The organism is Pseudomonas sp. MWU12-2345, from assembly GCF_023242385.1.
GTDB lineage: Bacteria > Pseudomonadota > Gammaproteobacteria > Pseudomonadales > Pseudomonadaceae > Aquipseudomonas > Aquipseudomonas gingeri_D.
In genome coordinates this window covers 71566-85362 of sequence record NZ_JALLJA010000009.1, presented here as the reverse complement: position 1 = coordinate 85362, position 13797 = coordinate 71566, and the positions used below count along the sequence as shown (strand labels likewise).

Genomic DNA, 13797 nt, shown 5'->3' with positions numbered 1-13797 from the left:
CTTCTAGTGCGAACACTTTCTGGAGTTTCAGGCGATGGATGCAATCATTCTCGACCTCGGCGGCGACATCAAAGGCGACAGCCTGCTCGAGGGTTACAAGGACAAGATCGAGATCATGTCCTACAGCCACAATGTGGCAATGCAAGTGACCAACGACGTCAGCAACTCGGAACGGACTTCGGGCAAGCCGCATATCGGCGAGTTCACCCTGACCAAGTTCGTCGACACCTCGACCCCGTCGCTCAATGAATACTGCTGCGCCGGCAAACCTATCCCGGAAGCCAAGATCACCATCGGCCGTAACGCCTCAGAGGGCAGCGGGCAGTTGCTGCCCTTCATCATCTACACCCTGACCAACGTGGTGCTGTCCAACGTCAGTGTCAGTGGCGGCGCCGGCGGCAAACCGGTGGAAACCATCTCGCTGAACTTCACCAAGATCAAATGGGAACTCACCGCCCAGAAAGACGACGGCACCAAGGAAGGCACCGCCGCCTCGACCTGGGACATGGCTGCCAACAAGCTGGTCAAGTAAGGGAGCCGGGCGGTCATGTCAGCGACCGGCATTCTTCCGCCCCTGTTCGAGCGCCTGGCTTCCCACGAAGACCAGGCATCGTTCGTGGAGGCGTACGACCGTCAAGCCCTGGTCGACTCGGTGCGCAGCGAATTGCTGCGGCTGTTCAACACCCGCCGGGCGCGCGAGGCCATGACCTCGCCGCCCAGCATTCTCGACTACGGTATCGCCGACTGGACCGCGCTGCAGGGCCAGCGCAGCGATGACCGCCGCAGGCTGGCCCGGGAAATCCGCCTGGCCGTGGAGCACTTCGAACCCCGCCTGGCACTGGATGCAGTCGATGTGCAGCCGGTGGAAGGTCAACCCCAGCAGTTGAATATTGTCCTGCATGGCGCCCTGCGCAGTGGTCATCAACATTGGCCGGTGGCCTTTGTCATCGAGAAAACCCGCCAGGGCCTGGAGGTCAGCCATGAGCGACTCGATTGACGCCGAACTGCTTGACTACTACCAGCGGGAACTGACCTGGCTGCGGCATGCCGGCGGTATCTTCGCGCAGCAGTACCCCAAGGTGGCCCGACGCCTGGAACTGTCGCCCGGCGAATGCCCCGACCCGCATGTCGAGCGCCTGCTGGAAGGCTTCGCCCTGCTGGCCGCGCGCCTGCAACGACGGCTGGACGATGACTACGCGGAATTCAGCGACGCCCTGCTCGAGCAACTCTATCCCCTGGCGGTGCGGCCCCTGCCCTCCTGCGCCATCGTCCAGTTCCAGCCGGACCCGAGCAAGGGCAACCTGGCGGCCGGTTATCGCCTGCCCCGGGACACGCCGCTGTTTGTCACCACCCAGAAGGGTGAAAGCATCCATTTTCGCAGTACCGCCGAGGTCAATCTGTGGCCGCTGGAAATCACCGAGGTACTGCTGCTCGACAGCGATGAGACCCAAGCCCTGACCGGGGTGAATCAGGCGCGCTCGGCCCTGCGCCTGAGCTTTCGCTGCCAGGGGAAAACCCTCTGGTCGGAGTTGCAGGCACAGCGGCTGCGCCTGCACCTGGCCGCCTCGCCCGTGGTCAACGCCCGGCTGTATGACCTGCTCGGTGCCCACACCACCCAGATACTGGCTGGCCCACCCGGCACCCCGCCACGCCCCCTCGTCGGCTTGCCACAGATCGTCGGTTTCGCCAACAACGAAGCCTTGCTGCCGGAAGAGGATGGCGTCCATCCGGGCCTGCGCCTGCTGGCCGAATACTTTGCCTTTCCGGACAAATTCAGCTTCTTCGACGTGCCCTTCGGCGGGGGACGGGACGATAGCGAAATACTCTACCTGTACCTGGTATTCGATCACACGCCCGGCAGTCGCCTGCATCTGCAAGCCAGCGATATCGTGCTGGGCTGCAGTCCAGTGCTCAACCTGTTCCCGCGCACCTCCGAACCCCTGCGCCCAGACGGCACCCGCAGCGAACACCGTTTGATCGCCGACAGTCATCGGGAAAACAGTGTCGAAATCCACAGCATCCGAGGCCTGCGCGCCATGACCCCGCATGGCGTGCTGAAGGTCCCGGCCTACTACGGCAGCCAGCACGCGCTGGGTGAAAGCCGCCTGTACTGGCATGCCCGGCGCATCAGCGGCCTGACCCCCAATCGGCTGGGCAGCGACCTGATGCTGAGTCTGGTGGACACCCAGTTCAAGCCTCGCGAGGAGGCGCCGGACTACAGCGTCACCGCCGAACTGCTGTGCACCAACCGACATCTGGCACAAAGCCTCGGAGCCGGCACGGCACTGGGCTTCGAGCGCCCGGGACCGGTAGCCTGGGCGCGCCTGCGCAACCCGCCAACTCCGCAGAGCCTGCCGCATCTGGGCGGTGAGTCACGTTGGAAGCTGGTGTCGCAACTGACCCTCAATCACCTGTCGCTGGTGGAAGGCCCCCAGGCGCTGGACGCCCTCAAGGAAATCCTCGAACTGCACAACCTGCGCGACGAGGCGAATGCCCGCCGGCAGGTCGAAGGTTTGCTGGGGCTGACCTGCGAGCGAGTGGTCGCCCATGTCGGCGAGGATGCCTGGCGCGGCTGGCGCAATGGATTGGAAGTACGCGTGCAACTCGATCCGCAACGCTTTGTCGGTAATAGCGCGGTGCTGTTTTCCGCAGTGCTGGCACAGTTCTTTTCACTCTATGCCACCGCCAATCGCTTTGTGCGAACGGTGCTGGTCCAGTCCGACAAGGAGGTCAAGACATGGCAACCCCAACCCGGCCAGCCACTGTCCCTCTGAGTCGGCAACTGCGGGATGACCCGCAGGCTTTCGAATTGTTACAGGCGTTATTGCTGCTGGAATGTGAACATCCACAGGCCGTACCGCTGGGCACCGGCACCGCGCCCCAAGCCGAGGCAGTGCGTCTGCGCGGACCGCTGACGCCGCTGTTCCCCAGCAGTGAAGTGCAAAGCCTGAGGGAAACCGAAGGCCAGCAACCGGTACTGACCACGCCGGTGTTCGGCCTCGGCGGCCCCGATGGGCCGCTGCCTTACGCCGATCAGGAATGGCTGCAACAGCGAGCAAGGCAGAAGGACCACGCCCCCGCCGAATTCCTCAACCTGTTCCAGCACCGGCTGATCAGCCTGCTGTATCGGGTGATGCGCAAACACCGGATCGCCGTGGGTTTTTCGTCGCCCACCGCGACGCCGGTACACAACCAGTTGCGCGCACTGAGCGGATTACTGCCCAAGGCCCTGCATGATCGTGGGGCCCTGCCGGATGCCGCGGTATTGGCGCGCACTGCACTGTTTGCCGGCGGGCGTCGTTCATTGGCAGGGTTTGCGGCAGTGGTACGCCAGCATTTCAATATACCGGTAACGGTCGAGGCTTATATCGGCGCCTGGCGGGATATCCCCCAGGCCAGTCGCAGTTGCATGCTTGCCGGTGGCCCCAATCTGACGCTTGGCCGCGATGCCGTGGCGGGAACGCGGGTCTGGGATGAACATGCCGGCATTCGCCTGACCCTCGGTCCCCTGCCTGGCAGCCAGGTCGTGCGCTTTCTCCCGGACGGCGGCGCCCATGCGGCCCTGGCCGCACTCGCCGCCCTGTACTTCGGCCCCGACCTGGATTGCACGCTGGCCCTGCTGATACGAGGTGCCTCGCCGATGATCCTCGACAGCGCCGCACCGCCACAACTGAGTTGGAACGGCGGCCTGCAGCAGCAGCCCACTGACCATGTACAACGGATCGAAACCCGTTTGCGCCAACTGGAGATCGCTTGAACATGGAACTGGGCAGCCTGATCGGACGCCTCAACGCCGACAACCGTCGTGCCCTGGAAAAGGCCGCCCAGCGCTGCCTGCAACGGGGTCATCACTATGTGGAAATCGAGCACCTGTTGCTCGAGCTGCTGGAAATCGAAGGCGGTGATTTTGCCTGGTTGCTACCGCGTTTCGGGCTGGAGCGAGATGCCTTGTCGGCGGAGATCAACAAGGCGCTGGAACTGTTCAAGTCCGGCAGCACCCGCACGCCATCACTGTCGGCACAGACCATCGGCTTGCTGGAGGATGCGGTGGTCCAGGCCAGCGTGCTCGGGCTCGAGAGCATTCGTTCCGGTTTACTGCTGCTGGCGCTGCTTGACCGCGATGAGCGACGCAGCCTGCTACTCAATAGTGCTTCGTCGCTGCTGAAGATTCCTCGGGATGCATTGCGCAGCCATTTGCTGGAGTGGACGGAAAACTCCCGCGAACATACCGGGCCGAAACGCTCGGCGACGACGCTGGAAAAACCCGCTGCCCGAAACACAGCGCAGGACTCGGTTCTGGACCAATACACCCAGGACCTGACCGCCGATGCCCATGCCGGACGCATCGATCCCATCGTTGGCCGTGATGGGGAGATCCGCCAGTGCATCGATATTCTGCTGCGTCGTCGGCAGAACAACCCGATTCTGGTGGGCGCGCCGGGTGTCGGCAAGACGGCGGTGGTCGAAGGACTGGCCCTGCGGATTGCCGCCGGGGATGTACCTCCATCGTTGCAGGAAGTCAGCCTGCGGGTACTGGACCTGGGTTTGTTGCAGGCCGGGGCCGGAGTCAAGGGCGAATTCGAGCAGCGTCTCAAGGGCGTGATCGACGCGGTGCGCAGTGCCGACAAACCGATCATCCTGTTCATCGACGAGGCCCATACCCTGATCGGCGCGGGCGGCGCGGAAGGCGGCAGCGACGCGGCCAACCTGCTCAAGCCGGCGCTGGCCCGGGGCGAATTGCGCACCCTGGCTGCCACCACCTGGATGGAATACAAGAAATACTTCGAGAAAGACCCGGCCCTGGCCCGGCGTTTCCAGCTGGTGCAGGTGGAAGAACCGGACGAAACCACCGCCGTGGAAATGCTCCGGGGCGTGGCCGCCAAGCTGGAACAGCACCATGGCGTGCAGGTGCTGGATGCGGCGATTCATGATGCGGTGAAGCTGTCCCACCGTTATATCTCCGGGCGACAGTTGCCGGACAAGGCCATTAGCATTCTCGACACCGCCTGCGCCCGGGTCGCCCTCGGCCAGCACGATGTACCGCCGCCGCTGGAAAGCCTGCGTCATCGTCAGCAGAGCCTGAAGGAAGAAGTCGACCGCCTGCGCCGTGAACAGGCCACCGGGCTGGATCATCGTGAGCGCATCACCGCGCTGGAGAGTGAATCCATCGGCAATCTGCAAGCCATACGCGAACTGGAAACCCGATGGGGCGAAGAGCGCGAGGCGGTGCGTGAACTGTTGGAAAAACGCCGTGAGCTGCTGATGTTGAGCGACCGTGTGGAGAGCGGCAAGTCCGATGAAGACACCGATGGCCGCATCGACACCCTGGCCGCCGAGTTGGTTCGACTGGAGGCCGGGCTCGATGCCATTCGCCAGGATGATCCGCTGGTACCGGAACAGGTCGATTCAAAAACCGTGGCTGCGGTGATCGCCGGCTGGACCGGGATTCCAGTGGGCAAGATGCTCGCCGACGAAGCCCATGCCGTGCGTACCCTCGGCCAGCGCATGGGCCTGCGGGTGATGGGCCAGACCACGGCGCTGGGGACCATCGCCCAACGCTTGCAAGCCTATCGTGCCGGGTTGACCGACCCGCAAAAACCGGTCGGCGTGTTCCTGCTGCTCGGCCCCACGGGCGTCGGCAAAACCGAAACCGCCTATGCCCTGGCCGATGCCCTGTATGGCGGCGAACGCAACCTGATCAGCATCAACCTCTCGGAATACCAGGAAGCCCATACCGTCAGCCAACTCAAAGGCGCCCCGCCTGGCTACGTCGGCTATGGCAGTGGCGGCGTGCTGACCGAAGCGGTACGGCGCAAGCCGTATTCGGTGGTGTTGCTGGATGAAATCGAAAAGGCCCACCCGGATGTGCTGGAGGCGTTCTACAACGTGTTCGACAAGGGCGTGATGGAGGACGGCACCGGTTTGGTGGTGGACTTCAAGAACACCGTGATGCTGGCGACCAGCAATGTCGGCGCGGAGTTGATTCTTGACACACCCGTCTCGCAATTGAGCACCGATGTTTTTAACGAGCATCTGCGCAAGGTGTTGCTACAAGCCTTCAGACCGGCGTTTCTGGCGCGGATGACGGTGGTGCCTTATCGAGCACTGGATGAGGTGACATTGGAAGGGATTGTTCTGGCGAAGTTAGAAAAGTTGCGTGAGCGGTACAAGGCGGCAACCGGAAAACCATTCGAGTTCGATGCCGGAATCGTTAAAGCGGTGCTCGCCAAATGCAGCGTAGCAGGTGCCAGGGACATCGAAAATGTATTGATGACACAGGTGACTGGAAAGCTTGCTGAATGGGCACTCGGATAAAATCGCCCCTCTACCAGCCGATCAGCTCACAGAAACAAGACGGAGACGACAAATGACATTATTGAATAAAATATCCAACAACCTCGTCGCACAGCGGGTAGACATTACCTATCTAAAATCTGTAGCGAAAGATGATTACTATTCAAAAAAACAAAAACTGCTCAATCAAAAAATCATTGAGGCAGAAGGGCAAATCAAGGACATATTGGTTGTCATCCCGCCCCACACCAACATAACAACCCTCGGAGCCTTGCCAACAACTGCCGGGGTAAATTTCCTAATGCACGTAGGTGTAGGTACTCCCCCCGCTCCCGCCTCCAAGGTCCAGAAGCTTATGGCGGTCATTGTGTTATTTGAAGTTATTCAGCCGCAAGCCGCCACAGTCATCAGCTTCGAAGCCCCAAAGGCAGATGCCACCTACCCATATCTCAGCGAGCGCTTTTCTCAAAGACATGTTGCAAAGACAACCGAGGTAGCCCAACAACGAGCCACGCAACGTTACAATGCGGACCACACGGTCGTTGTCAGTTCGTTCCTACTTCCAACCGATGCTCGTACGTTTAACGATGAGGTCAGGGATCTGAATACGGCTGGCTTTTTCAAAGCCTTAAACAAATGGCTTGCCAAAACCCGTAAAGAAAGAACTCTTGCGAACGCTCTGATCACCGACATTGTTATACGGAGCAAAACTCAGATGGGAAAGTGGCAATGCACACAGGCCACTCAATTCGTTCCCTTCTCGGCCCCTGATTACGTCTACTATTGCGTCGCCGACTACCCAAACTCCAAAGGATATCAAAAATCCATTGCCGACCACTACGTAAGACGCGCCGAACTACTTTCCGGAGACAACCTGATCGCCGGATACACGGAATTTGACATCGAAGAGAGCAAGCAATATTCATTTTTAAGCGCCAAGCAATGGGAAAAACTGCTTGAAGCAATGACCGTCGGAAACGCACCATTGGACGGGGTCAGGATATATATAAACAAAGGACTCATAGTCGCTTAAGCCTTTCACTCAGTCCAAGAAGAGAGAACGCTGGACAGCGTTAAATGCACTGGCAACACCGTTCTGTCATTCCACTGAGGTCACTCGATGCCACGCACCATCGATGCCAACACCAGTCTATCCCTGACGGCCACATCATTAGCCGCACTTTACCCTGAGTCCATTTCCGGTGAGGAGGCACTTAACCTGCTCGGCCAGCACAACCTGCTCGGCCTCAACGACGGCCCCCCCCTCACCCTGTCCACCGCCATCGCCACCCACGTTACCAGCACCTTCCACAATGATGTCCAACTGCGTCCCCTCGACGCCCTGGTCGCCGAAATCCGCCAGCTTCCCGCCGATGCCAGCGCCGAGCGCTACCAGTTGGTGCTGCGGCCCTGGCTCTGGTGGCTGACCCTGGCCAGCAACAACCGCGTGTTCCAGAATCTCAGCACCTCGGATATCGTCACCACGATCTTCAAGGCCCACGCCTTCAGCGATTTCAAACTCTCGCTGAGCGGCAGCTACACCCCCCGTGAATACTGCATCCAGTACGGCGAGAGCGACTTCGCCTTTGTCTCGCGCCTGCTGGAAGAAGAAGGCATCTTCTGGTTTTTCACCCACGAGGACGGTAAGCACACGCTGGTGCTGGCAGACAGCAATGACGCCTTCCCGCCGATTCCAAACGGCCCGAAAGTGCCCTATCTAGGTCAAAGAATGGGCGAACGAGAACTGCACGGTATCCGCTCCGGGCAACTCTGCCTACAAGCCGTCTCCGGGACCTACAAGACCACCGACTACGCGTTCACCACCCCCACTACCTCGCTCTACGGCCAGGCCGAAGCCGTTGCCGGGCCGCGCTCGGTCTATGAACATCCCGGCGGCTACACGGCCAAGGCGCGAGGCGATACCCTGACCAAGCAGCGGGTGGACGCCCTGCGCAGCCAGGAAAAACGCTTTGTCGGCGAAAGCGATTGTCGCTGGCTGGTGCCAGGGCACTGGTTCACCCTCACCGGTCATGACGACACCCGCTTGAATATCGATTGGCTGGTGACCTCGGTGACCCACGAAGCCAATCACGAGCACTACCGCAATCGCTTCGAGGCGATTCCCAAGGCCACGCCCTTTCGCCCGATGCGCGACACGCCAAAACCGCGCATGCACACACAAACCGCCTTGGTGGTGGGCAAGTCCGGCGAAGAAATCTGGACCGACGAATACGGTCGGATCAAGCTGCAGTTTCCCTGGGACCGCGACGGCAAGAACGATGAGACCAGCTCCTGCTGGGTCCGCGTGGTGCTGCCCTGGAGTGGCAAGGGCTTCGGCATGCAGTTCGTGCCGCGGATCGGCCAGGAAGTGATCGTCACCTTTATCGACGGTGACCCGGACCGGCCGCTGGTCACCGGCTGTGTCTACAACGGCGACAATGCCCTGCCCTACGCGCTGCCGGCCAACCAGACCCAGTCCGGGATCAAGACCCAATCATCCAAGGGCGGTGGCGGCTTCAACGAGCTGCGCTTCGAGGACAAGAAGGATGCCGAGGAGGTGTTCTTACAGGCGCAGAAGGACTTCAAGATCAATGTGCTCAACGACACCACCGCCACCGTCGGCCACGATGAAACCCTCACCGTACAGAACGCCCGTACCCGCACGGTAAAGGAGGGCGACGAAACCGTGACCCTGGAAAAGGGCAAGCGCAGCGTTACCATCCAGACCGGCAGCGATACTCTCGATGTCAAGGACAGCCGCACGGTGAAGGTCGGTACCGACCAGACCCATAGCACCGGCGGCAATTACGAGCACAAGGTCACCGGCAACTACAACCTGACCGTAGACGGCAACCTGACAATCAAGGTGACCGGCACCCTGACCCTGCAGAGCGGCGGCAGTTTCGCCATCAAGAGCGATGCCGACCTGGCAGCCCAGGCCGCGACTTCCATCAGCCAGAAGGCCGGCACCTCCCTGAGCAACCAGGCCGGCACGTCGCTGGAGAACAAGGCCGGGACCACCCTGACCAATGATGCCGGCGTCAGCCTGATGAACAAGGGTGGCGCCGAGCAGACCGTGGACGGCGGCGGCATGCTGACCATCAAGGGCGGCCTGGTGAAGGTCAATTGAGGAGCGCACATGAGTGAGTCGACCAAACTGGATCTGATACGCGGCGACAGCCATCTCACCGGGCGCCTTCTGGACGATCAGCTCGAAGGTCCGCTGAAGATCGAGGAGTCCGGGCGTCCCCAAGCCAACCTGAGCTACAGCCAGGGCAAGTTGCAAGGGTTGTCGACGCTCTATCACCCCAACGGCAAGGTCTCGGCGCAGGTGCCCTATGTGGCCGGAAAAACCCACGGCATTGCCAGTTTCTTCAGCCCGGAAGGCGGCTTGCAGCGCAAGGCGGGTTATCGCAACGGGCTGCTGCATGGCGAGGCGACCAACTACTTTGCCGATGGCAGCGTGGCGGACGTCGAGCACAACCGCGACGGCGTGCGCGACGGCCTGTACCAGCGCTTTCATCAGAACGGACAAATCGCCCTGAGCAGCCGTTATCTCAATGGCCAGTTGCTCGATGCTGGACAGCCCTATGCCGAGGATGGCCGCCCCCTGGATGCCGAGGGCAAACCGATCTCGCGCTGGCGCTGGTGGTGGTTGCGGCGTGAAGGTCCGGAGGAAGCCTGAGCCTCAGGGAATCAGCATCTGCACCTGGCCAGGCACGACGATCTTGATCACCCCGCCCCACATGCACATCACGCAGCTGTTGGCGTCCAGGGCTGGCATATTGCCCAGCAGCAGGGTCGGCGGGCCGCCGGGAATCCAGGGCGCGGCGGTGGCCGGGATACACGGCATGGGTGTCAGGACGCCAAGGGCGGCGGCGGTCGCGGCGGCCACCATCGGATTGGCGATGCTCTGGCACACGGCAAAAGTGCCGATATTCACCAGCGGGATGTAATCCATGATATTGGCGGCGGGCATGCTGCTGGTCAGGGCCCGGTTGATCGGCAGCACGTTCAGCATGCCGGGCGCGGCGCCAAAGCTGCATTGCAGGGTGGCGCCGCTGCACACCTGGGGACTGCCCATGGGGATCTCCTTTTACTGTTGGCTGCGCGACACTGCCAGCGTAGACCACAATCGCCACAATCACGTCAACGTCACGGGCGGCGTTCGCCCTGTAGAGGCGACGGACGAGCTTGCAGGGCGGCGGCATCGCCCCGCTGCCTTTTTGCGCATAACTGCTATTCCCGTTGAGGCTTTAACCCACGGCGATGCGCTTCGTATAGTGAGTGCTCTGCGCCCCATAACCACAACGTCGAGAGGCCCGAGCATGAACCTTCAACAGCCGATGATCGCCAGCACCGAACTGCCCGCCTGCGAACAGGACGCCGAGTACTTCGAGTACAGCAAGGCCGCCAACCCGATCAGCGCCGGATTGATCTCGCGCATCCCCTATCAGGACTTTCCCGCCTCGCTCTACAACAGCGGGCCGTCGCGGCTGGTGCCATTGGACCTGAGCGAGGCCCTCGGCTGCGAAGGCCCGGCCACCGGTCCCGGGCTGTGCGCGAACTTTATCCGCTTGAATGCCGGCGATTCGCTGACACTGCAACCCAACGCCACGTCCCAGGTGCTTTATGTGATTGCCGGGCATGGCCGCCTGGTACAGGGCGAGGCCCGCTTCGAGTGGGACAAGGGCTGCTTTATCGCCCTGCCCGGCCGCCAGGCGGTCGAACTGGCCGCCGGCGAGGACAGCCGCTTCTACTACGTGCACGACGAACCGCTGCTGCGTTACCTCGGTGTCAGCAGCCAGCAGGACCGCTTCAGTGCCACCCTGTACCCGGCGCAGACCGCCAATGCCAAGCTGCGCGAAGCCGCCGACGACCCACGCGCCCAGGACCGCAGCCGGATCAGCATCCTGCTGGGCAATCGGCACTTCCCCCAGACTCGCACCGTGACCCATGTGCTCTGGGCGATGTACGGCATCCTGCCGCCGGGCTCGGTGCAGAAACCCCATCGTCACCAGTCGATCGCCCTGGACTTCATCATCGACTGCCCGCCCGGCTGCTACAGCCTGGTCGGCACCGAGGTCGATGAACACGGCCAGATCCGCAACCCGACCCGGGTCGACTGGGCGCCCGGACTGGCGTTCGTGACGCCGCCGGGCTATTGGCATGCGCACTACAACGAGTCGGACCGCGAAGCCTTCCTGATTCCGATCCAGGATGCCGGCCTGCAGACCTACCTGCGCGCCCTGGACATTCGCTTCAGTTGAGCTGAATCAGGGCTGCCAATAAGGTGGCGTGCCGATACGTTCGAGCATGAAGTCGATAAAACTGCGCACCTTCGACGAGACGGTGCGCTTGGGCGGATAGACAAACCAGAGTGATGCGGCGATCTGTGTGGCCTGGGCCTGCCAATCGGGCAGCCAGTGCACCAGTTCGCCTCGCCTGAGCAGATCGGCCACCAGCCAGTCCGGCAACAACGCCATGCCCAACCCCTGGCGCACCGCCAGCAGTTGCGCATCCAGATCGTTGATCCGCAGATGGCCCTTGATTGCAACGCGCTCGGCCTGGGCACCGGGGGACTGCCGCGCAACGAAAAACACCTCGTCAGGCAGGTTGCCATTCAGTATCGCAGCACACTCCGCCAGCGCTTGCGGCGAGCGTGGCGGCGAATGCTGCCGGGCGTACTCGGGGCTGACGCACAGCAGCGTGTGCTCGGCCGCCAGCTTGCGCGCCTTGAGCGACGAGTCCGGCAGCACTCCGACCCGCAGGGCCAGGTCGACACCGGCACTGATCAGGTTGACGTGACTGTCTTCCAGGGTCAGCTCCAGGCGGATTTGCGGAAAGCACTCGGCAAAGTCGCCCAGCAGCGGCAACACATGATGCCGGGCAAAGGCCGGTGGCAGGTTGAGCTTGAGCAGCCCCCGGGGTTGCTGGTTGAGGGCCGAGGTCGCGGCCCTGGCCTGATCCAGTTCGGCGAGTACCCGCAAGGCGTGATGCAGAAAGGTTTCGCCGCCCTCGGTCAGGCGCAGGGTACGGGTGGAACGATTGAACAGGGCGATGCCCAGGTCCTGCTCCAGGTCCTTGATATAACGCGAGACGGTCGAGGCCTTGATCGAAAGCTTCTCGGCCGCCCGGGAAAAATTGTTGGCCTGGGCGGCCTCGACAAAGGCCGTGAGAGCAGCGAAATAGTCCATGCGGGTATCCACTCGGGTGCGGCTCAATGCGTGAGCCAGCGAAACACCTGGATAGATACCGCTATCCGACGCCTTTGAGCAAGCCCACCTCGAAGCGATCCGCCAGGAACGGCGTGATATCCAGGGGCAGCGGCTCCTGATGGACCAGCCGCTCCAGCATCACACCGGTGATTGCCGACGTCAGGATACCGGTACGGAAATGTCCGCAGGCATTGAGATAACCCCCGACACCCGCCATCGGCCCAAGTATCGGTAGTTCGTCAGGCGAGCCCGGACGCAGGCCGGCCCAGCAGCGCTTGAGATTGATGTCCTTGAGTTGCGGCACACAGCGAATGGCCCCCTGGACCAGGCCGGCGACTTCCGCAAAGGTCGTACTGACATCGAAGCCCTTGTCCTCGGTGGTGCTGCCGATCAGGATTTCACCGTTGTCCTTTTGCGCCATATAACAATCGCTGGTGGTCAGGCAGCCCTCCAGCAGCTTGGGCATGCGCTCGGTCAGGAGGATCTGCCCCTTCACCGGCTTGACCGGCAGCCTGATCCCGGTGGCCTGCTCGCCGAGCTCGGCGGCCCAGGCCCCGGCGGCATTGATCAATGTGCCGCAATGGAAGGTGCCCTGCTCGGCGGTGCGCACGCCGCTGACCCGGTCGCCCTGATGCAGAACGCCGATGACATTGGTGTTGAAGTAGAGGTCCACGCCATTCTGCCGCGCGGCCTCGGTGTAGGCATCGGCCAGGCGGAACGGGCTGACCTGGTGATCGCAGAGAAACTCCAGCGCCCCCTGCGCCTCATGGCTTACCGCCGGTTCCGCTTCGCGCAGTGCTTCACGATCCAGCCAGCGCAGCTGGTCCGCCAGGTGCGGAATGCGTGAAACGATATGCTCGGCATACTGCCGGTCCTCATCGTCATAGATCACGTATTTCAAGCCGGTGCGTTCAAACTTGAAGTCCATGCCATGGCGTTCGATCAGTTCACGGTGCAACTGCGGATAGAGCGCGTTGGATTGCAAGGCGAACTCGAAGAATGCCGGCGGCAGGATATGCGGGGTACTTGCGTCCACCGCCACCGCCGCACCATGGGCCTGGCGACGCTGGGCCGACATCATGCGGAAGAAGATCACCCCGCAGCCCAGCCCCACCGACTCGCCGATGGCCCACAGGCCGCCGGCCGAAGCGCGGGTCGCATTGCCGGGACGCTTGGCGTCGATCAGGGCGATCCGCAGGTTCTGGCGCCGGGACAGGTGGTAGGCACAGGAAGCACCGATCACGCCGCCACCGGCAATCACCACATCATAGGTTCTGTTCATGGT

Annotated in this window: 12 protein-coding genes; 9 read left to right on the top strand and 3 right to left on the bottom strand. The window is 62.1% G+C overall.

Annotated elements, in window-relative coordinates; translation table 11 throughout:
* Window positions 1-34: 34 nt before the first annotated feature.
* From M5C71_RS18710 to M5C71_RS18675, 8 genes are all read left to right on the top strand, one after another.
* Entirely contained in the window at window positions 35-532 is a 498-nt protein-coding gene (locus tag M5C71_RS18710) for an Hcp family type VI secretion system effector (RefSeq protein WP_103498576.1), read from the top strand.
* Window positions 533-547: 15 nt separating this feature from the next.
* Window positions 548-997 (top strand): type VI secretion system baseplate subunit TssE, encoded by a 450-nt coding sequence (tssE, locus tag M5C71_RS18705; RefSeq protein ID WP_103498577.1) that lies wholly within the window; start codon window positions 548-550, stop codon window positions 995-997.
* A complete protein-coding gene (tssF, locus tag M5C71_RS18700) occupies window positions 981-2774 on the top strand; it encodes a type VI secretion system baseplate subunit TssF (protein WP_248768461.1) in 1794 nt (597 codons plus the stop codon). The genes tssE and tssF overlap by 17 nt, the downstream gene beginning before the upstream one ends.
* Window positions 2738-3757: a type VI secretion system baseplate subunit TssG gene (gene tssG / locus M5C71_RS18695; RefSeq protein ID WP_103498579.1), complete on the top strand. Its 1020-nt coding sequence runs from the start codon at window positions 2738-2740 to the stop codon at window positions 3755-3757. The genes tssF and tssG overlap by 37 nt, the downstream gene beginning before the upstream one ends.
* 2 nt (window positions 3758-3759) lie before the next feature.
* On the top strand, window positions 3760-6315 hold the full coding sequence (tssH, locus tag M5C71_RS18690; protein WP_103498580.1) for a type VI secretion system ATPase TssH: 2556 nt from the start codon (window positions 3760-3762) through the stop codon (window positions 6313-6315).
* 52 nt (window positions 6316-6367) lie between these two features.
* Window positions 6368-7327, top strand: coding sequence for a hypothetical protein (locus tag M5C71_RS18685; RefSeq protein ID WP_103498581.1), 960 nt, complete (start codon window positions 6368-6370; stop codon window positions 7325-7327).
* An 87-nt stretch (window positions 7328-7414) separates the two neighbouring features.
* Complete coding sequence (gene tssI / locus M5C71_RS18680; RefSeq protein WP_248768460.1) at window positions 7415-9424, top strand: type VI secretion system tip protein TssI/VgrG; 2010 nt, start codon at window positions 7415-7417, stop codon at window positions 9422-9424.
* 9 nt (window positions 9425-9433) lie between these two features.
* Window positions 9434-9979, top strand: coding sequence for a toxin-antitoxin system YwqK family antitoxin (locus tag M5C71_RS18675; protein WP_103498583.1), 546 nt, complete (start codon window positions 9434-9436; stop codon window positions 9977-9979).
* A gap of 3 nt (window positions 9980-9982) precedes the next feature.
* Here M5C71_RS18675 and M5C71_RS18670 read toward each other — a convergent pair whose 3' ends face one another.
* The gene (locus M5C71_RS18670) at window positions 9983-10378 is read right to left on the bottom strand and encodes a DUF4280 domain-containing protein (RefSeq protein WP_103498584.1); all 396 of its coding nucleotides are present in this window, start codon (window positions 10376-10378) and stop codon (window positions 9983-9985) included.
* A 244-nt stretch (window positions 10379-10622) separates the two neighbouring features.
* On the opposite strand from M5C71_RS18670, the gene M5C71_RS18665 reads away from it, so the two are divergent.
* Complete coding sequence (locus M5C71_RS18665) at window positions 10623-11564, top strand: cupin (protein ID WP_248768459.1); 942 nt, start codon at window positions 10623-10625, stop codon at window positions 11562-11564.
* A gap of 6 nt (window positions 11565-11570) precedes the next feature.
* Here M5C71_RS18665 and M5C71_RS18660 read toward each other — a convergent pair whose 3' ends face one another.
* Together M5C71_RS18660 and hcnC are read right to left on the bottom strand one after the other, a co-directional pair.
* A complete protein-coding gene (locus tag M5C71_RS18660) occupies window positions 11571-12491 on the bottom strand; it encodes a LysR family transcriptional regulator (protein WP_248768458.1) in 921 nt (306 codons plus the stop codon).
* Window positions 12492-12552: 61 nt separating this feature from the next.
* Window positions 12553-13794 carry a cyanide-forming glycine dehydrogenase subunit HcnC gene (gene hcnC, locus M5C71_RS18655; RefSeq protein WP_103498977.1) on the bottom strand — a complete coding sequence of 414 codons (1242 nt, stop codon included), beginning with the start codon at window positions 13792-13794 and terminating at the stop codon, window positions 12553-12555.
* Window positions 13795-13797: the final 3 nt, after the last annotated feature.